The 17,829-nt window shown below is 43.9% G+C and carries 17 protein-coding genes; 4 read left to right on the top strand and 13 right to left on the bottom strand.

All coding sequences use genetic code 11. The features are described 5' to 3' along the window. Positions 1–436: 436 nt before the first annotated feature. Positions 437–1,054 (bottom strand): cytochrome c, encoded by a 618-nt coding sequence (locus AB6D80_RS13800; protein WP_009848044.1) that lies wholly within the window; start codon positions 1,052–1,054, stop codon positions 437–439. A 148-nt stretch (positions 1,055–1,202) separates the two neighbouring features. On the opposite strand from AB6D80_RS13800, the gene yihA reads away from it, so the two are divergent. Together yihA and AB6D80_RS13790 are read left to right on the top strand one after the other, a co-directional pair. Further along, positions 1,203–1,862: a ribosome biogenesis GTP-binding protein YihA/YsxC gene (gene yihA / locus AB6D80_RS13795; protein WP_372188803.1), complete on the top strand. Its 660-nt coding sequence runs from the start codon at positions 1,203–1,205 to the stop codon at positions 1,860–1,862. A gap of 230 nt (positions 1,863–2,092) precedes the next feature. After that, entirely contained in the window at positions 2,093–2,692 is a 600-nt protein-coding gene (locus AB6D80_RS13790) for a GTP-binding protein (RefSeq protein ID WP_371707182.1), read from the top strand. Positions 2,693–3,199: 507 nt separating this feature from the next. On the opposite strand, the gene polA is transcribed toward AB6D80_RS13790, so the two are convergent. The 3 genes from polA to hemB all read right to left on the bottom strand — a co-directional run bounded on the left by polA (position 3,200) and on the right by hemB (position 8,260). Beyond that, positions 3,200–6,001, bottom strand: coding sequence for a DNA polymerase I (gene polA / locus AB6D80_RS13785; protein WP_372188801.1), 2,802 nt, complete (start codon positions 5,999–6,001; stop codon positions 3,200–3,202). A 693-nt stretch (positions 6,002–6,694) separates the two neighbouring features. Continuing rightward, positions 6,695–7,135, bottom strand: a complete 441-nt coding sequence (locus AB6D80_RS13780) for a GNAT family N-acetyltransferase (RefSeq protein WP_009848048.1) — start codon at positions 7,133–7,135, stop codon at positions 6,695–6,697. 81 nt (positions 7,136–7,216) lie between these two features. After that, positions 7,217–8,260, bottom strand: a complete 1,044-nt coding sequence (gene hemB / locus AB6D80_RS13775; protein ID WP_372100538.1) for a porphobilinogen synthase — start codon at positions 8,258–8,260, stop codon at positions 7,217–7,219. 208 nt (positions 8,261–8,468) lie between these two features. Here hemB and AB6D80_RS13770 point away from each other — a divergent pair, with 208 nt between their 5' ends. Next, the gene (locus tag AB6D80_RS13770) at positions 8,469–9,230 is read left to right on the top strand and encodes a TatD family hydrolase (protein WP_371709450.1); all 762 of its coding nucleotides are present in this window, start codon (positions 8,469–8,471) and stop codon (positions 9,228–9,230) included. 258 nt (positions 9,231–9,488) lie between these two features. Here the strand turns inward: AB6D80_RS13770 and AB6D80_RS13765 are convergent, their stop codons facing one another. The 8 genes from AB6D80_RS13765 to rmuC form a co-directional block, all read right to left on the bottom strand. Beyond that, positions 9,489–9,788 carry an SHOCT domain-containing protein gene (locus tag AB6D80_RS13765; RefSeq protein WP_371707186.1) on the bottom strand — a complete coding sequence of 100 codons (300 nt, stop codon included), beginning with the start codon at positions 9,786–9,788 and terminating at the stop codon, positions 9,489–9,491. Next, the gene (gene tatC, locus AB6D80_RS13760; RefSeq protein ID WP_372188799.1) at positions 9,778–10,518 is read right to left on the bottom strand and encodes a twin-arginine translocase subunit TatC; all 741 of its coding nucleotides are present in this window, start codon (positions 10,516–10,518) and stop codon (positions 9,778–9,780) included. The genes AB6D80_RS13765 and tatC overlap by 11 nt, the downstream gene beginning before the upstream one ends. Positions 10,519–10,633: 115 nt before the next feature. Next, complete coding sequence (gene tatB / locus AB6D80_RS13755; protein WP_371707188.1) at positions 10,634–11,041, bottom strand: Sec-independent protein translocase protein TatB; 408 nt, start codon at positions 11,039–11,041, stop codon at positions 10,634–10,636. 3 nt (positions 11,042–11,044) lie between these two features. Next, positions 11,045–11,293 carry a Sec-independent protein translocase subunit TatA gene (gene tatA, locus AB6D80_RS13750; RefSeq protein ID WP_371707189.1) on the bottom strand — a complete coding sequence of 83 codons (249 nt, stop codon included), beginning with the start codon at positions 11,291–11,293 and terminating at the stop codon, positions 11,045–11,047. 49 nt (positions 11,294–11,342) lie between these two features. Beyond that, a complete protein-coding gene (ubiB, locus tag AB6D80_RS13745; RefSeq protein WP_372188797.1) occupies positions 11,343–12,977 on the bottom strand; it encodes a ubiquinone biosynthesis regulatory protein kinase UbiB in 1,635 nt (544 codons plus the stop codon). Further along, a complete protein-coding gene (locus AB6D80_RS13740) occupies positions 12,974–13,579 on the bottom strand; it encodes an SCP2 domain-containing protein (protein ID WP_017099242.1) in 606 nt (201 codons plus the stop codon). Before AB6D80_RS13740 ends, ubiB begins: the two co-directional genes overlap by 4 nt. 97 nt (positions 13,580–13,676) lie before the next feature. Further along, positions 13,677–14,456, bottom strand: a complete 780-nt coding sequence (ubiE, locus tag AB6D80_RS13735) for a bifunctional demethylmenaquinone methyltransferase/2-methoxy-6-polyprenyl-1,4-benzoquinol methylase UbiE (RefSeq protein WP_029222994.1) — start codon at positions 14,454–14,456, stop codon at positions 13,677–13,679. 65 nt (positions 14,457–14,521) lie between these two features. Further along, positions 14,522–16,054 (bottom strand): DNA recombination protein RmuC, encoded by a 1,533-nt coding sequence (rmuC, locus tag AB6D80_RS13730; protein WP_372188796.1) that lies wholly within the window; start codon positions 16,052–16,054, stop codon positions 14,522–14,524. A gap of 138 nt (positions 16,055–16,192) precedes the next feature. On the opposite strand from rmuC, the gene AB6D80_RS13725 reads away from it, so the two are divergent. After that, a complete protein-coding gene (locus tag AB6D80_RS13725; protein ID WP_371701481.1) occupies positions 16,193–17,086 on the top strand; it encodes a DMT family transporter in 894 nt (297 codons plus the stop codon). 148 nt (positions 17,087–17,234) lie between these two features. Here AB6D80_RS13725 and AB6D80_RS13720 read toward each other — a convergent pair whose 3' ends face one another. Beyond that, complete coding sequence (locus AB6D80_RS13720) at positions 17,235–17,642, bottom strand: hypothetical protein (RefSeq protein WP_371701480.1); 408 nt, start codon at positions 17,640–17,642, stop codon at positions 17,235–17,237. Positions 17,643–17,829 lie beyond the last annotated feature (187 nt).

Here is a 17,829-nt window from a genome sequence, read left to right as displayed (position 1 = left end):
CTGCCTATATCGGCCAAAATTTGCATACTCAACTTGGTACACAAATCTCCATTTGTTATTGGTGCTTTCCATGCCAAATTTGTTTGTTGTTCATCGTCCTGATGAGTTTTGGCTATCCTTTTCTAACACCTTGTTGCTGGGCTGTCCTAGCCTGATCCGTTTCTGTCTATACCGTTAGACTAGATGACCATCCGTATCTAAGTCAGCTCCTAGCTGATGGCGGCTACTTTACCTTTTTACAAAAAGACTACAAGAGTGCGAGCTCACACTTTTGTACACAATTCGAACACGCATTGATAAATTAGGCATTAACACAAACCAGATATATAAAATCAATACAAAAGAAAACGCCCCAACCATTACTGATCGGGGCGTCTCTTCAATCTCGCTCGAACGTACATTTCATTACTCTGGCTAAGAGCAAGAAACCGACATATTAGTGTAAACCACCAACGTACTTCGATAAGGTATCAATATCTGCGTCTGTTAACTTTTTAGCTACATCACGCATCATCGCATTCATGTCGTTATTACGGTTACCATCGCGGAATTTCTCAAGTTGAGCCTTGATGTAATCTGCGTGCTGACCTGAAATCTTAGGGAAACCAGAAAGTTCGGTACCATTACCACGAGGGCCGTGACAAGCAATACAAGCCGTTACGCCGCGTTCTGCGTTACCCGCAGTGTAAAGAACCTTACCTTCATCTACTACATTTTCAGGAGTAGAGTTACTAGAGATAGGGAGAGATGCGTAGTATGCCGCTAGGTCAGCCATATCTTCTTCAGATAAAGGCATCGCCATTGCACCCATTACAGGCTCGTAACGACCTTGTTTACCACCACTCGTCATACCTAGCTTAAGCTCTTTTAACTGCTTCTCTAGATACTTCTCATGTTGACCAGCCAGCTTAGGATACTGAGTGATCAGACTGTTGCCGTCAGCACCGTGGCAGGCAACACATGTTTGTGATTTGGCTTTACCAGCTTCAATACTACCTTGAGCCCATACTGAGCAGCTGGCTAAAAGACTCAAAATTAGCGCTAATTTCTTCATGACATTCCATTATAATTATCAAGCTTCCAGTACCACTCTATGTTGCCACTCATGGTACAATAGGCGACCTTATGCCGAGCACGGTTATTTTACACAAATTCACAAAAAAGTAATCAATCGACTACACAAAGTCGAGATGGAGTTAACAGTGAGCGTAAAAATTCATTATCAAAACACGCATTTCATTACCAGTGCACCTGATATTCGTCATTTACCAGAAGACGAAGGGATCGAAATTGCGTTTGCAGGACGCTCCAATGCTGGTAAATCTAGCGCGCTAAATCGCGTTACAAACCAAAAAGGCTTGGCGAAAACCAGTAAAACACCCGGTCGAACTCAGCTAATTAACCTATTTAAGGTAACGGACGGTTGTCATCTCGTCGATTTACCAGGATATGGCTTTGCTCAAGTCCCGCTTGAGATGAAGAAAAAATGGCAGAAGTCGCTAGGCGAATACCTACAACGACGTGAAAGCCTGAAAGGTTTAGTGGTATTGATGGATATCCGTCACCCAATGAAAGACCTTGACCAACAAATGATCTACTGGGCTATCGATAGCCGTATCCCAGTACAAGTTTTGTTAACAAAAGCAGACAAACTAAAAAGTGGTGCGCGTAAAGCACAGCTACTGAAAATCCGTAATGATGCGAAATCTTTCGGTGGTGATGTTGCGGTTGATGTCTTCTCTTCAATGAAGGGTATCGGCGTTGATCAACTGCGTGCCAAGATGGATGAGTGGTTTGCCCCAGTGTTTGCTGATCAAATCATTGATGAGCTAGCGGACGAAGAGCACAACGACTCAGAGTAGTTCTTCTATCTATAGCTTTATCTATAATTAGAAGTTAAAGCACTTACAGCAAGTGATTTAGCCTTATTAATACCCTTCCTTATATAGGTCGGGTATTTTTTTGCCCAAAAATTAGTGAGTTAAACCTAAGTCTTGAGAATTAAAGACAAGATTAATCAGTTAAAAACGAGAGAAGTGAACCATACTAAAAGACACATCTAAATAAACAGAACAATGAGAAAGGAATACTCATGTGGAAAACACCGTTGGCCATCATTGCACTCATGCTGGTCTCATTGACAGGGTTCGCCTCTGAAGCAGAACAAGAACAAGCCCCACTGATCAATGTTGATATGACCTTAGACTTAGATGGTATGGAAAAATACGCTCAAGATGCGAGTGAGTCTCTTGAGGTGATATCGCAATCTTTGCAGGCGATCGTCAACAACCCCAACCTTAGTGAAGACCAACAACAAGCTCTGAACCAAACCGTTGAAAGCATCAGCAAGCTTGCGAGCTCTACCAAGACATCACTCAATCAACTCCCACAAGCCTTAGACCAATCTCGACTCGCCTTTAAAAAGACCAGTCAAATGCTGTTGGATGACATTCAGACCAAGATCATCATTGCGTTAGCAGCCGTTATCGCTGTCATTGTTATCGCTTTGACTGCTATCTACCTACTCATCCTAAAACCCATGCAGCAAACCTTGGTGAAAGCGACCAACAATATCTCTTCTATGGCGCAATCTATCCAGATCACGGCCGAAGCTCTGAAATACAGCACCGAGAAACAACAGGAAATCATGGACTACATTGAGCATTCACCCACTCAATGTCCTGATAAATAAGACGTAAGCGATCAATGTATTATGAGTTACTTGTAAAATAAAAGTTATTTTCAAGAATAAAACAATGCACTTAGAGACGGATTAAAATTACCAATTGCTGATTGAATTCCAGATCTAAGGCAATCAAGTGTTTATCACGCTGCTTGGGGGAAACGTAACAAAAGGCACTAAAAATGGGAGATTTTACGGGGGAATAGTAGGTTGGAGATATTTTTCTTTCGCACAAGAAAAAACGCCCCAGTCAAATACTGACTGGGGCGGCTGAATCAGCCTAATCCAATAACGTGAAACAAAAGGTCTGAAAGATAGAACATCTTACCTCTGTACCCTACAAGATTTAATGTACAACAATTGCTCAGAAATGAAAACCATTTTTGTAGTTTTTTTTCATGAACGTTTTATTAAAACACCCAAAATCTTCTTATGACTTAACTTTATTCGAGACAAAAAAAAGCCAGTGTTTGTGCACTGGCTCATACTAATTTACTCAATAAGGTCAAAAACTGATTAGTGGGCTTGATCCCAGTTGTCACCGTGGCCAGCTTCCGCGACAAGCGGTACTTCTAGCTCTGCGGCGGATTCCATCAATTCTTGTACTTTACTTTCAATTTCGGCTAAAGCTGACTCTTCCACTTCGAAGACCAATTCATCGTGTACTTGCATAAGCAGTTTCACACGACCATCGCCTTCCGCTTGAATCCATTCATCAACCAACAGCATCGCTTTCTTAATGATATCTGCTGCTGTGCCCTGCATTGGCGCGTTGATTGCCGCACGTTCAGCAGCCTTACGACGCATGCCATTTCGAGATTGAATCTCAGGAAGGTGCAGACGACGACCGTAAATGGTTTCAACAAAGCCTTGCTCTGAAGCCGCGCTGCGTGTGTCTTCCATATACTGCATCACACCTGGGTAACGCTCAAAGTAAGTATCCATGTAGTGTTGTGCTTCGCCACGAGGAATACCTAGCTGCTTAGCCAAACCAAAAGCACTCATGCCGTAGATAAGACCAAAGTTAACCGCTTTAGCACGACGACGCTGCTCAGTGGTCACACTATCAATATCAACACCAATGATCTCAGCAGCCGTTGCCGCGTGGATATCTTTGCCTTGTTGGAATGCTTCCAGCAGCGCTTTATCACCCGATAGGTGCGCCATGATACGCAATTCAATTTGAGAGTAATCGACCGCTAGAATCTTCCAACCATGCTGTGCAACGAATGCTTGGCGGATACGACGACCTTCTTCATTACGAATTGGGATATTTTGTAGGTTTGGATCAGTCGAAGACAAACGACCGGTTGCCGTTACCGCTTGGTGGTAAGAAGTATGAACGCGACCCGTTTCAGCGTTGATCATCTTCGGCAGTTTATCCGTGTAAGTAGACTTCAGTTTCGCAAGGCCACGATACTCAATGATCAGCTTAGGTAGCGGGTAATCAAGCGCCAGCTCTTGAAGCACTTCTTCGTTGGTTGAAGGTGCACCTGATGGCGTTTTCTTGATAACTGGCAGACCCATTTTCTCAAACAGGATCGCTTGCAGTTGTTTTGGCGAGTTCATATTGAACTCTTGCTCTGCTATCTCGTAAGCTTTCTGCTCTAGCTCATCCAGACGAACCGCAATCTCTTGCGATTGAGCCCCTAACAACATGTCATCAATGAATACACCTGTGCGTTCAATGCGAGACATCACAGGAATCAGTGGTACTTCGATTTCTTCATAGATGGTTTTTAGCTTTTCATCTTGCTCAATGTTTTCCATCAGGCGGTTATGAAGACGTAATGTCACATCAGCATCTTCTGCAGCGTATGGAGACGCCTCACCCAGTTCTATCTGGTTGAAAGTAAGCTGTTTCTTACCTTTACCTGCGATTTGCTCAAATGAGATGCAGCTGTGCTGAAGGAAACGCAGCGCTAGGCTGTCCATATCATGCTTGCCACCTACGCTGTTGAAAACGTAAGACGCCAGCATGGTATCGTGTTTGATGCCTTTCATCTCGATACCGTAGCGCGCTAGCACACTCATATCGTACTTCAGGTTTTGACCCACTTTAGCTTGAGCATCATCTTCAAGAATCGGTTTCAGTTGTTCAAGTACCCAATCACGATCCAGCTGTTGCGGTGCATCTAGGTAATCATGAGCAACCGGTACGTAAGCGGCAACGCCCTCGTCCGTCGCAAATGATAGACCGACCAGGTTCGCCACCATGTAATCAAGGCTGTCTGTCTCAGTATCAAAAGCAAACAATTCAGCTGCTTTAAGCTTTTCTAACCAAACATTGAATGACGCTTCATCTAGAATCGTTTCGTAGTTGCTACGATCAATCGTCACGGCAGACGTATTCATCTCTACAGTAGAAGCGCTGCTACGTACTGATCCAGCTCCCGCTGCGGAAGATTTCTCATCTGCCTCAACCACTCCGCTGCCACCTTCAAGGAGCTCGTTCAGCCAAGATTTGAAAACCAATTGACCGTATAGCTTGATCAACTCATCGATATTGGGTTGAGCTTTTACCAATGATTCTGGTGTCTCTTCAAGCTCAACATCTAGCTTGATTGTTGCAAGCTCGTAAGACATGTCAGCATTGGCTTTATTATCAGCCAGCTTCTTAGCCATCGTCTTCGAACCACGGAAACCAAGCGCCGCAATATCATCAAGATTCTGATACAACTTTTCGATACTACCAATGCCTTGTAGCAAAGCCGTCGCTGTCTTGTCACCCACACCCGGAACACCAGGGATGTTATCGACTTTATCACCCATCAGTGCCAAATAATCGATGATCAGTTCTGGCGGGATACCAAACTTCTCAATCACACCTTCGCGATCCATTACCACGTTGGTCATGGTGTTGATCAGAGTAACGTTGTCATCAACTAACTGCGCCATATCTTTATCACCAGTACTGATAAGTACAGGCATCCCCATCGCAGAAGCTTGAGAAGCAAGCGTACCAATCACGTCATCTGCTTCAACGCCAGGAATAGAGATAAGTGGCAAACCCATCGCACGAATCACATTGTGCAATGGTTCTATCTGGCAACGAAGATCGTCAGGCATAGGTGGGCGGTTTGCTTTGTACTCTGGGTACATGTCATCACGGAACGTTTTCCCTTTCGCATCAAAAATAACCGCAATACGATCAGAAGCAAATTGACGCATCATGCTGCGTAGCATGTTAACTACACCATAAACAGCGTTCGTTGGGATATCACCATTGCTCATGGTGCCAGGGTAAGCATGGAACGCGCGATATAGGTAAGAAGAGCCATCGATCAGAATCAATGGATTATCAGGAATACGAGCCATAATATTTGTGAATCCAGTAAGTACAGAAATTATCTGTTAAGAATGCCACGTCTGTTGGTTGGATTCCATGTTGTCGATCTGTATCCATTCACTCGGTTGTATTCGTTATAATCGATTTGTTGTTATTTTTTGTTCTTAGACGCAAGCGTTCTGTGGATAACTCTGTTTATATTATTTATCCACCCTGTTGAGAAGTAAGGTTAACAAATCAAAAAACACCAGCAATACACTGAAAATAAAGAATAATTTTACAGATCGAACATATGATCAACGATCTTTTTACGATCCTGCATTGTGGAAAAGAATGCTGATGGCGTTTTATTCATAAAAAAACGTGCCACTAAATATGCATATTGTTGAATTGGAGGTATAAAAAAAGCGACACCCGAAGATGTCGCCTAGCAAAAACTGGTAAAGCCATTCAAATTGAATACCACAGCTTTACCTAAAAGCTATAAATTACACTGGAAGCAATGTGAGCAATGTCGTGTCAAAAAGAACTTAGTACAAGTTCGCGAGAATTCTGTTGGGTAACCAAGTTGATACTTGAGTACTTAACATCCTTGTGAACATTTCCTCATTCCCTAAGACAGGGTTAATAATAATGATTCTCATTTAATAGTCAACAACTAAATGATAATAAATCTCATTAAATTCATTTTAAATGATTTATCACCCCGATAAAGCAAATCATTAAGCTGATAATTGCTTCACGAAATGGATTCGATTTTCATTAATCTCTTCTTTTTCTTCCAATTTTTCAATTCGATATCCATTTTTCAATAGTAAACACAGCATCGCAGGAAACTGGTTACGAGATTTTACTTTCAGCTGCTCATAACCCCGCTCTTGTGCCCACTGCTCCTGAACATCTAATTGAGCCTGTGCGACCCCCTTATTTCTTGCAAGCGGTGACACACCACCAAACCAACTATAGAAAGTATTTGAGTTAAGCTCATAACCAATTTTAAAGCCGAGTAACACGTTCGCCTCTTCAGCCACTAAGATCAGGCTCTTTTTCCCTTCAAGCCGAGCTGCCAGTGAAGCGACACTCTCTTTTCTAGCAAATTCAGAGATCTGCTCGACAACAGACACAACCTCTCCCAGTGAACCTTCACGTACTATGACTGACATCTTCTTCCATCCTCATAAGCGAAAGGGCTGACACAATGGCCAACCCTTTTACTGAATATCACTTAAGTTAACGTTAAGTTGTTACTTTTCTTTTAAGTGCTTGGCTGCTTGTGCATTGTCTTCAGCAAGCCACTCTGCAACATCTTTAGCGAAGTAAGTCAGAATGCCATCAGCACCAGCACGCTTAAAGCACAGCAGTAATTCCATAACGGTGTCGCGTTCTTTCAGCCAACCGTTTTGAATTGCTGCTTTGTGCATCGCATACTCACCAGACACTTGATAAGCATACGTTGGTGCTTGAAGTTCATGTTTCACACGACGCACGATGTCTAAGTAAGGCATGCCTGGCTTAACCATCACCATATCCGCACCTTCATTAAGATCCATTGCCACTTCGTGAATCGCTTCATCGCTGTTGGCAGGATCCATCTGGTAGTTCTTCTTATTACCACCTTTCAGGTTCGAAGCACTGCCGACTGCATCACGAAATGGGCCGTAATAACACGATGCGTATTTCGCAGAGTACGCCATAATCTGAGTATGAATATAACCCGCTTCCTCTAACGCTTCGCGGATCTTACCAATACGACCATCCATCATATCCGACGGAGCAACCACATCTGCACCGGCTTCAGCATGCGATAACGCCTGCTGAATCAACACTTCAGTCGTTTCATCATTCATCACGTAACCATCTTCATCGATGATGCCGTCCTGCCCGTGAGTAGTAAATGGGTCCAGTGCAACATCAGTAATCACACCCATATTTGGCACGTGCTCTTTTAATGAACGTACCGCACGCTGCACTAAACCTTCTGAATTATGAGCTTCAGCCGCGCATAAGCTTTTAGCATCTTGGTTCACGACCGGAAACAGAGCAATCGCCGGAACACCCAATTTTGACAGGTAATCCGCTTCTTCAAGCATCAGATCGATCGACAAGCGTTCAACACCCGGCATTGACTCGACAGGCTCGCGGCGGTCTTTACCCATCAGGATAAACATTGGGTAGATGAGGTCATCCACAGACAATTGATTTTCTGCCATTAGGCGACGGCTAAAGTCGTGTTTACGCATACGGCGCATACGGCGACCTGGGAATTGACCTTGAATTGAAACAGACACTAGATTCTCCTTGCCTAGTCTAAGCACCGAAATGCTTAGATATGAAAAGTGCTAAATACAGGCAAAAGCATATCACTGATGGCTCAGGACGCTAGCAGTAAAATATAAAACCCACTCAAAAACAGGGATAAATGGCAAAAAATGACCTTCTCCTCACACTGCCGTATACTCATGACAACTCAGTAAAGACTGCTTTCAGGACAAAATAATGATCGACACCCATGCTCATATTTACGCGAGCGAATTCGATGAAGACCGTGAACAAGTCGTGCAACGCGCACTGGCTCAAGGTATTGATACCATTCTATTGCCGAACATCGATTTAGAATCTATCGAGCCCATGTTAGCGACGGAAGCTCAGTTTCCTGATGTGTGTCGTTCAATGATGGGCTTACACCCTTGTTATGTGGATGCGAATATCGAGCAAACCCTCAAAACCATTCGAGCTTGGTTTGATAAACATGACTTTATCGCCGTGGGTGAGATTGGTATCGACTTGTACTGGGATAAAACCTTCAAGGCTGAACAAGAGATGGCTTTCGTGACTCAACTGCAGTGGGCAAAAGATCTAGACCTACCTGTCGTGATCCACACGCGTGATTCCATTGAAGAGACACTTGCCCTGCTTCGCCAAGAACAAGATGGCAGCTTACGTGGCGTATTCCACTGCTTTGGCAGCAGCTTAGAGGAAGCCCAGGCAATCAACGAGCTAGGCTTTCACTTAGGTTTAGGCGGTGTATCGACCTTTAAGAACTCAGGAATGGACAAAGTGATTCCACACCTTGATATGAATTACGTCATTCTAGAGACAGATTGCCCATACTTGGCACCAACACCGAATCGCGGTAAACGTAATGAGCCAGCCTACACGGAATTGGTAGCAAAACGCATCGCTGAATTGCGCGGGATTAGCCTTGAAGAGGTCGACACCACAACTTCAAAAAATGCTAGCACCCTCTTTAATATATAAGACCTTACTTCACACAATACTTTAGAGTTATTCATTGAAATGCATAGGTACATTGTTTAATATTGACGATTATAATAAATAAAAGTCAAATTGAGATGATTATGTGTAATCACACTATTCACTTACAACGTCAACATCGAACCCTATGGCATAAAATTTTGGGCATCAAAGAGCTCTATATATGTCAGAACTGTGGCTATCAGTTAAAGGTTCGATAAAATCGACATAATAAAAAAGCGGCCTCGGGCCGCTTTTTTATTATGTCTGAAGAAGTTCTTTTTTCTTCATTATGAACTCATCATCAGTTATGACACCTTTCTGCTTCAGCTCGTATAATTTCTCAAGCTCATCGGAGATAGGGTATTGCTTTCTTGCCGGTTCTATAAAACACCAAATAAGAGCAGCAACCCAACATAAAAATATGAATAGACCAACGACTGACAAGATGGTTATTGCAACTCTATATGCATGCTTTTTTTTATGAGCAATAATAATAGGGATAAAGGGGGGAATCACGATCAAAAGAACTATTAAAGCCTGCCATATGCTAATCCCCATCTTCCTCATCCTTCCTTGTATAAAACTTCGCAAAAAACAATCCGACTTCAAACAATAGACACATCGGAATTGCTAATAGGGTTTGTGAAATCATATCTGGAGGAGTCAAAAGCATACCTATGACAAAAGCAGCAACAACTATATATGCTCTTTTTTCTGCCAAACTTTGAGGAGTCGTAGCCCCAGTCCAACACAGCAAGATAATGGCGACTGGCACTTCAAAGGCAACGCCAAACGCAAAGAATAATGCCAATACGAAATCAAGATAGCTCGATATGTCAGTCGCAAACTCGACCCCTCCCAATGATATTGCAGTAAAAAAGCCAAACACCAACGGGAATACAATGAAGTAAGCGAACGCCACACCACAATAAAACAGCAATGAACTTGAAGCCAATAACGGCATGATCAAACGCTTCTCGTGCTTGTATAGGCCCGGAGCGACAAAAGCCCATACCTGATACAAAATAAACGGCACCGCGACAAAAATAGACGCGATTAAGGTTAACTTCATCGGGGTAAAAAATGGCGACGCAACATCGGTTGCGATCATCGTCGCCCCTTCCGGTAGGCGATCTACCAAAGGTGCTGATACGAATTCATAAATATCATTAGAAAAATAAATTAAGCCAACAAAAACAACTAGAACAGCTAGAATCACTCTCAGCAAGCGGTTTCTTAATTCTAGTAAATGACTGATTAAAGGTTGTGATTGCTCTGTCGAGGACATGTCAAAACTCTTATGAGGAAATATAGAAAGGAGCCGCGCGTGTATCTATCTACTTGAATAGCTATCGACTTAAACATCTAACGACTCAAGTATCCGGCGACTCCTCCTTGCGAAACTATTCGGCTTTCTTATCTGACGGCGCTGAAGCTTCGCTGTTGACCTGAATGGTTTCAGATTCAACAGTTTCCGTGACACTAGGTTTAGTCTCACTTGGCTTATCAGACTCAGGCTTAGCGTACGGACGTTGAACCTCAGCAGCGGCCTGCTTGAGTTCATCGACTGATGCTTTTAGGTCTGGAGATAAATCTTCCATACCCATTTTTTCCGCCTTGCGTAGGTTTTCTTGCAGCTCTTGCACCTTAAGCTCATGAGAAAGTTCATCTTTCACACTGTTTGCCATGCTTTTCGCTTGCCCAACAAACTGGGAGATACTGCGAATTGCAACGGGCAAACGCTCAGGCCCTAACACCACTAACCCAACGACAGATATTAATACCAGTTCCCAAAAACCGATATCAAACACTTTTTATACCTGCTCTTTGTCTTTCTTTGCTTCAGCAGTTGTTTCAGCACTAGCTTCTGTCTTTTGCTGTTCAATATTCTTTGGTTCAAAGTCTGCGTCTTTCTTATCTGCAGGCTTATCTTCATCGCTCATTGCTTTTTTGAAGCCTTTAACCGCTGAACCCAAATCACCACCAACACCACGTAATTTCTTTGTACCAAATAATAAAATCACAATAACGGCGATGATAAGTAGCTGTTGCCAACCAATCATAATATCTTCCTCAGGCTATCTACACATAAATTTTAAAAGAGTCTACTGTCTAACGACGGTAAGCTCGCCAACTTAGCAGCCAAAATGTGACACCTGCGATGCCACAGCCCATAGATAGCTGCTCATAAGGGCTTGAAACTAATATTGCGGAGCATACGACTAAAGTAGCTCCAACGCCAAACAAAAACTTTCCAGTTGCTTGCTGACGCTTACTATCTCTATAGCCTTGATAAAGCTGATCCATTCTGTGGTTCATGGCTTTACCCTGACGCAAGCTGTCATAAAGTAGCTCTGGCAGCTCTGGCAGTTTTTCTGCCCAGAATGGCGCACGCTCTTTTACTGCGTTAATCACAGCTTGTGGCCCCACCTGATTCATCATCCAGGTTTCAAGGAAAGGCTTAGCCGTTGCCCACAAATCAAGTTGCGGATACAACTGGCGGCCTAGGCCTTCCACATACAACAAGGTCTTCTGAAGAAGCACCAACTGAGGTTGAACCTCCATGTTGAAACGTCTTGCTGTATTAAATAAGTTTAGCAACACATGGCCAAATGAGATCTCGCCAAGTGGTTTTGCAAAAATCGGCTCACACACCATACGAATCGCGAATTCGAAATCGTTGACGTTGGTGTCATGTGGCACCCAACCCGAATCAACGTGCAGCTCGGCGACTTTACGATAATCTCGATTAAAGAAAGCCAACAGGTTCTCTGCTAAATAGCGCTTATCTTCACTGTTGAGCGTGCCGACAATGCCACAATCCAAACCAATCCACTGAGGGTTATCTGGATTCTCTGGGTTAACGAATACGTTGCCCGGGTGCATGTCTGCATGGAAAAAGCTGTCTCGGAATACTTGGGTGAAGAATACCGTCACGCCACGTTCCGCGAGCAATTTCATGTTGGTGCCGTTGGCTTCTAGCGTTTCAATATCGGATACTTGAATACCGTAGATACGCTCTGACACCATCAGGGTTTCGCTGCTTAGATCAGGGATAACCTCTGGAACATACAGCTCTTCACTGCCTTCAAAATTACGTCGTAGTTGAATCGCATTGGCCGCCTCTCGGCGCAGGTCTAGTTCATCAAGTAACGTTTTTTCGTACTCGTGAACGACTTCAACCGGTTTCAAACGACGTGCTTCAGGAAGCGACTTAGCGACTATACGCGCCATTCGGTGCATCAGTTTTAGATCTGCGTCAATCACCGGGCGAATATCAGGGCGAATAACCTTCAGAACAATCTCGCGACCACTCTCTTTGAGCTTTGCGGTATGCACCTGAGCGATAGAAGCAGAAGCCAATGGCTCGATATCAAAGTCGGTAAACCAGTTTTCTAGGCTACCACCGAGCGCTTTTTCCATGTCTCGCTTAGCCAATTGACCATCAAATGGCGCCACTTGGTCTTGCAATAGTGCTAGCTGATCAGCGATATGAGGAGGAAATAGGTCGCGACGCGTTGACATCATCTGACCAAACTTAATCCAAACAGGCCCTAATTCTTGCAACGCTAAACGCAAGCGGTGGCCTAATTCTTTATCTTGATGCTTATTCTTGAGCCAAAACAGTGACTTTCGCGCCAGTAAAGGGGCTTTAGTCAACTGGTGCTCAGGCATCAATTCATCAAGGCCGTATTCCAACTGTACCTTGATAATATGATAAAGACGTTTCAGTTCTGTTGGGGTCATGCTTTCTCCAACAGAGCGTTCAATTTAGCTTCAAGACGTGCAGCTGAGCTTTTTACGTCATCAACCTGATCGCAAAAATGTGCCACTTCTAATGGCGCTGGTGCAATTTTCCACTCTTCAGTTAATACCTGAGCGAGATGGTTTTGATGCTTAGTCGCTTGCTTAGCTACAAGACCGCCAACATTCTTAACGCCTTGTACCAAGGTATGAGCAACCACATCGCCTGTCACTCGCGATAGCCACTCTTCCAAGTCAGGCTTGCAGTCTGTCATTAGCTGAGCAAATTTCTGAGCCAGTTGAATATCACCCTCTAAAATCAGCTTATCTTGCTTGATCAGTTTGGTGATGTTCGATTGCTCACGCAGTTCTGGCAGTACCGATAGGTTCAAAGATAGGTAGCAATCAGGTTGTCCTTCGTAGTCAGACAACACATCGATTTGTTGGCTAAAAACGAAAGTGAGAGTTTTATTCAGCTCTTTCAAATTAACTTGAATGATCTGCCCCTTTAAACGAGACAAACGACGAACCAAAGCTGGATCATCGTTCACGAAAGTATTTAAAGAGGTTTCAATAACCGCGGTGACCAATGGATCAAATGGCATGACTGTCCTTACCTTTGAAAACGGATAAGCGTTAACCTATCCGTTCTGTCTTTATTCTTATTTTTAGCACGCCCTACGAGCCTGCTACCAAGTTCGACTAGAACTTGTAACCACGGTGCAGCGCAACAATGCCGCCCGTTAGGTTGAAGTATTTTGTATTTTCAAAACCCGCTTCTTGCATCATGCCTTCCAAGGTTTCTTGGTTCGGGTGCATGCGGATAGATTCTGCTAGGTAACGATAGCTGTCTGCGTCGTTGGCAATCAGCTCACCCATTTTTGGCAACAGGTGGAAAGAGTAGGCATCGTAAACCTTTGATAGAGGTTCAAGTACTGGCTTAGAAAACTCAAGAACCAACAGACGACCGCCCGGCTTCAGCACACGGTACATTGAACGCAGCGCTTGGTCTTTGTCGGTAACATTACGCAGACAGAAGCTGATGGTAATGCAATCGAAGTAGTTATCTGGGAAAGGCAGCTCTTCAGCATTGGCTTGAACGTAATGTACGTTGCCAACAATACCGCTATCACGCAGTTTATCGCGGCCAACATTCAGCATTGAGTTGTTGATATCAGCAAGAACCACGTGGCCTTTTTCACCAACGATACGCGAGAATTTCGCAGTCAGGTCGCCAGTACCACCACCAAGATCGAGGATACGTTGACCAGGGCGAACGCCACTGCAATCAATCGTGAATCGCTTCCACAAGCGGTGAACACCACCCGACATTAAGTCATTCATGATGTCGTATTTAGCGGCTACAGAGTGAAATACCTCTGCTACTTTCGCGACTTTTTGGTCTTTCGCGACTGTTTCGAAACCAAAGTGTGTGGTTTCTGACTCTACTGCTGAATTTGTCTGCACGCTTGTGTCCATAATGCTGTTATCTACCATGGTAAGTTCTCATCGACAGTACACTCTCTCTTTAGAGGCGCTGCGGCCGATTAGTTTACTTTATCCTCAGCGGGTTGTCTTTCTACTAAGGAGGCATTTTCTGAAAAAGCCTCATTTTGAGCGATTTCCGCCAAGCCAACCGAGATAGGTTTCTTCACCTCGACACCCAATTGCTTAAAGCTTTCGGCCTGACGAATCACATTACCACGACCAGTCACCAGCTTATTCATGGCACCTTGGTAGCTTTGGTTGGCTCTGTCTAATGAGCTACCAAGACCTTCCATATCATCAACAAACAAGCGCAGCTTGTCGTAAAGTTTGCTCGCCCGCTCTGCAATGATTTGTGCATTCTGGTTCTGTCTATCGTTGCGCCACAAGTTATCAATGGTACGCAGTGCCACCAGCAAGGTGGTTGGGCTAACCAAGATAATGTTTTGCTCCATCGCATCTTTAACCAAGCTAGGGTCGGCTTGAATCGCCACCTGAAACGCAGGTTCTACCGGAATAAACATCAACACATAATCAAGGCTCTGTATGCCTTTGAGTTGATGATAATCCTTCTGGCTCAAGCCTTTAATGTGCGCGCGCAATGAAGCCAAGTGATCACGTAATGCAGCATCACGTTGTTGATCAGTTTCAGCATTGAAGTAACGCTCAAACGCCACCAAAGCCATTTTCGAATCGACCACCACCTGCTTATCTTGTGGCAAATGCACGATCACATCGGGTTGGTAACGCTTGCCGGCATCGTTTTGCAGGTTCACCTGCGTTTGATATTCATGGCCTTCTCGTAAGCCTGAATCCGCCAACACGCGAGCCAGCACCACCTCGCCCCAGTTACCTTGTTGCTTATTATCACCCTTTAACGCCTGAGTCAGGTTCACCGCTTCACGAGTCATGCTCTCATTAAGACGTTGCAGGTTTTTAAGCTCATGTACTAAGGTGTGACGCTCTTTGGCTTCTTGGCTAAAGCTGTCGTTCACTTGTTTCTTGAAGCCTTCTAGTTGCTCTTTCAGCGGCGACAACAAACCCTCTAAGCTTTGCTTGTTTTGTTGATCGACCTTAGCGGTTTTGCTCTCAAACAGTTGATTCGCTAACAGTTCGAACTGCTGCTTCAATCGGGACTCTGCCTGCTCTAACAGCTGCAGTTTTTCACTGTTAGCGAGGTTTTCTTGGTCGTGCCTAGCTTCTTGCTCGCGAAGCTCTGCCTCCAACTCAGACTTATGCTCCTTAAGAACATTGATATCATCGGCATACTGCTGACGTTCTTGCTTCACGGCTTCAAAATAGCGCAGCTTCTCCATCGCAGCCATCACCTTGCCATGTGCCTGCTTAAGCTCAAATGCCGCTTTATCTCGATCATCATCCAGCTCATTGAGCTCTTGTTGCGCCTCTACGAGTGAGGATTTGAGCTGAGATTGTTGTGACTCATGCAGCAAACGGTCGGACTCTAGTTGCTGTTCAAGAAGTCGCTGCTGAAAAGAGAACTTCAGTTTGATCCACCAGCCCACCACACCGCCGCTGACGAGCGCGCCGGAAATAGCAGCAATAAGCGTTGCCTGATGTTCGATAATCCATTGCATAATAATGATTTAGCCTAATTGGAAATAACTCATTAAATGGTATTTTGATACTGGATAAATGTCCAGTTTGCCGTATTAAAATTCGACAGATAGACTAGGCGCTCCGTATTCTGTCCCATCAAATTAGAATGAGTTGCTATGAACGAACGTCGTGCCTTGGGCTTTGGCCTTGCTGCGGTATTGCTGTGGTCAACAGTCGCTACTGCTTTTAAGCTGACCCTTGCTGAGTTTTCACCGATTCAAATGCTGACCATCGCCAGTATTGTGTCGTCGATTGCGCTGATCGCCGTTTGCGCGTTTCAAGGTAAGCTTTCTCAACTGAGTACCACGTTTCTTTCAAACCCTTGGTATTACTTACTGCTCGGTTTAGTGAATCCTCTAGCCTACTACCTGATTCTATTCAAAGCCTACGACCTACTGCCAGCTTCTCAAGCGCAAGCCATCAACTACAGTTGGGCGATCACGCTGACTCTAATGGCAGCGGTTTTTCTGGGACAAAAGATTCGTAAACAAGATTGGATTGCGTGTACCTTCAGCTATGCGGGAGTGGTAGTCATTGCCACCAAAGGTGATGTATTAGGCATGCAGTTCGATAGCCCACTTGGTGTGGCACTTGCGCTGCTTTCGACATTGCTTTGGGCAGGCTACTGGATTCTCAATACCAAAAACAAGGCAGACCCTGTGGTGGGTGTACTGCTTGGGTTCTTAGTGGCATTGCCATTCGCAATTGGTTTAACCGTTTACGAAGGCGAGAGTTTTAGCCAAATCACAGCGAAAGGTTGGATGGCCGTGACTTATGTTGGCCTGTTCGAGATGGGCATTACCTTTGTCTTGTGGCTATCAGCACTCAAGCTAACCAACAATACGGCACGTATCAGCAACCTAATTTTTGCCTCACCGTTTATCTCGTTGATGCTACTTTCAACCATCATAGGTGAAGAGATTCACCCTGCGACACTGTTTGGCTTACTGCTAATCATTGCTGGTTTGGTGATTCAACAGATCAAGTTTTCAAAGAAAAACCCTACGTAAATAAGAGCTAAAAGACTCGATTGAGCACGAAAAGCTATCGATATAGTCTAATTTTCTCAATTAGATGTTAGATACAAAAATGGCGAGTCATATGACTCGCCATTTTTCTGTAAGATAACATTAAGTTGTAAGTCTCAATGTTTGATATTCAACCGTTGTTTTTCATATCAAATTTGGACTTAAATATCATGAAAAACAAGATCATAAATATAAAATCATTTACGCCATAAATTGTGTAAAACACGCCAGCCATCGTATCCGCTTCATATACTGGTGATAGCGTATTATTGGAAAGCCAATTCACCCAAACAACCACATAAACCAACTTTTCAATAAAGAAAGCACCAGCAAGATATTTGATGTTCGCATTGATTGTTGCAGCCCCAAGGTACGCAAAACCCCAAACGACGATCATAATCAGTCCAAAGTTGGACATTACTACGGGATCGGCTTCGTTAATGGCACTATTCGTAAAAAAGCGTGAAAACAGTAAAACAGCACCAACATTCATCGCTCCTGCTGCCAATAGAATGCTTTTTACTTTTGTCTGATTCATTGCAAACCCCTCATTTAAATAATTAAAACATCAATCACTTATAATCTTTATCATTTGTGACGAAGTCATTCTTTCTACTGACTGAAAATGTTCTAAATGAATAAACTTAGCCAGTGCCATCGCCAGTGTGCTTGTTTAGGAACAATAAAGTTTGTACACTAAATTAAATGATGGAGTAATAAAGTTT

Origin of the sequence: Vibrio sp. 10N.247.310.17, assembly GCF_041466605.1 — a bacterium.
Classification (GTDB): domain Bacteria; phylum Pseudomonadota; class Gammaproteobacteria; order Enterobacterales; family Vibrionaceae; genus Vibrio; species Vibrio tasmaniensis_A.
The sequence above is the reverse complement of the archived record's forward strand: the minus strand, read 5'-3'. Positions and strand labels throughout refer to the sequence as shown.

Coding starts and splice junctions, on each gene's coding strand:
- AB6D80_RS13800 (WP_009848044.1), bottom strand. CDS start 1,054: ATGAAGAAATTAGCGCTAATTTTGAGTCTTTTAGCCAGCTGCTCAGTA.
- AB6D80_RS13790 (WP_371707182.1), top strand. CDS start 2,093: ATGTGGAAAACACCGTTGGCCATCATTGCACTCATGCTGGTCTCATTG.
- polA (WP_372188801.1), bottom strand. CDS start 6,001: ATGGCTCGTATTCCTGATAATCCATTGATTCTGATCGATGGCTCTTCT.
- AB6D80_RS13780 (WP_009848048.1), bottom strand. CDS start 7,135: ATGTCAGTCATAGTACGTGAAGGTTCACTGGGAGAGGTTGTGTCTGTT.
- AB6D80_RS13770 (WP_371709450.1), top strand. CDS start 8,469: ATGATCGACACCCATGCTCATATTTACGCGAGCGAATTCGATGAAGAC.
- AB6D80_RS13765 (WP_371707186.1), bottom strand. CDS start 9,788: ATGGGGATTAGCATATGGCAGGCTTTAATAGTTCTTTTGATCGTGATT.
- tatC (WP_372188799.1), bottom strand. CDS start 10,518: ATGTCCTCGACAGAGCAATCACAACCTTTAATCAGTCATTTACTAGAA.
- tatA (WP_371707189.1), bottom strand. CDS start 11,293: ATGATTGGTTGGCAACAGCTACTTATCATCGCCGTTATTGTGATTTTA.
- ubiB (WP_372188797.1), bottom strand. CDS start 12,977: ATGACCCCAACAGAACTGAAACGTCTTTATCATATTATCAAGGTACAG.
- AB6D80_RS13740 (WP_017099242.1), bottom strand. CDS start 13,579: ATGCCATTTGATCCATTGGTCACCGCGGTTATTGAAACCTCTTTAAAT.
- rmuC (WP_372188796.1), bottom strand. CDS start 16,054: ATGCAATGGATTATCGAACATCAGGCAACGCTTATTGCTGCTATTTCC.
- AB6D80_RS13725 (WP_371701481.1), top strand. CDS start 16,193: ATGAACGAACGTCGTGCCTTGGGCTTTGGCCTTGCTGCGGTATTGCTG.
- AB6D80_RS13720 (WP_371701480.1), bottom strand. CDS start 17,642: ATGAATCAGACAAAAGTAAAAAGCATTCTATTGGCAGCAGGAGCGATG.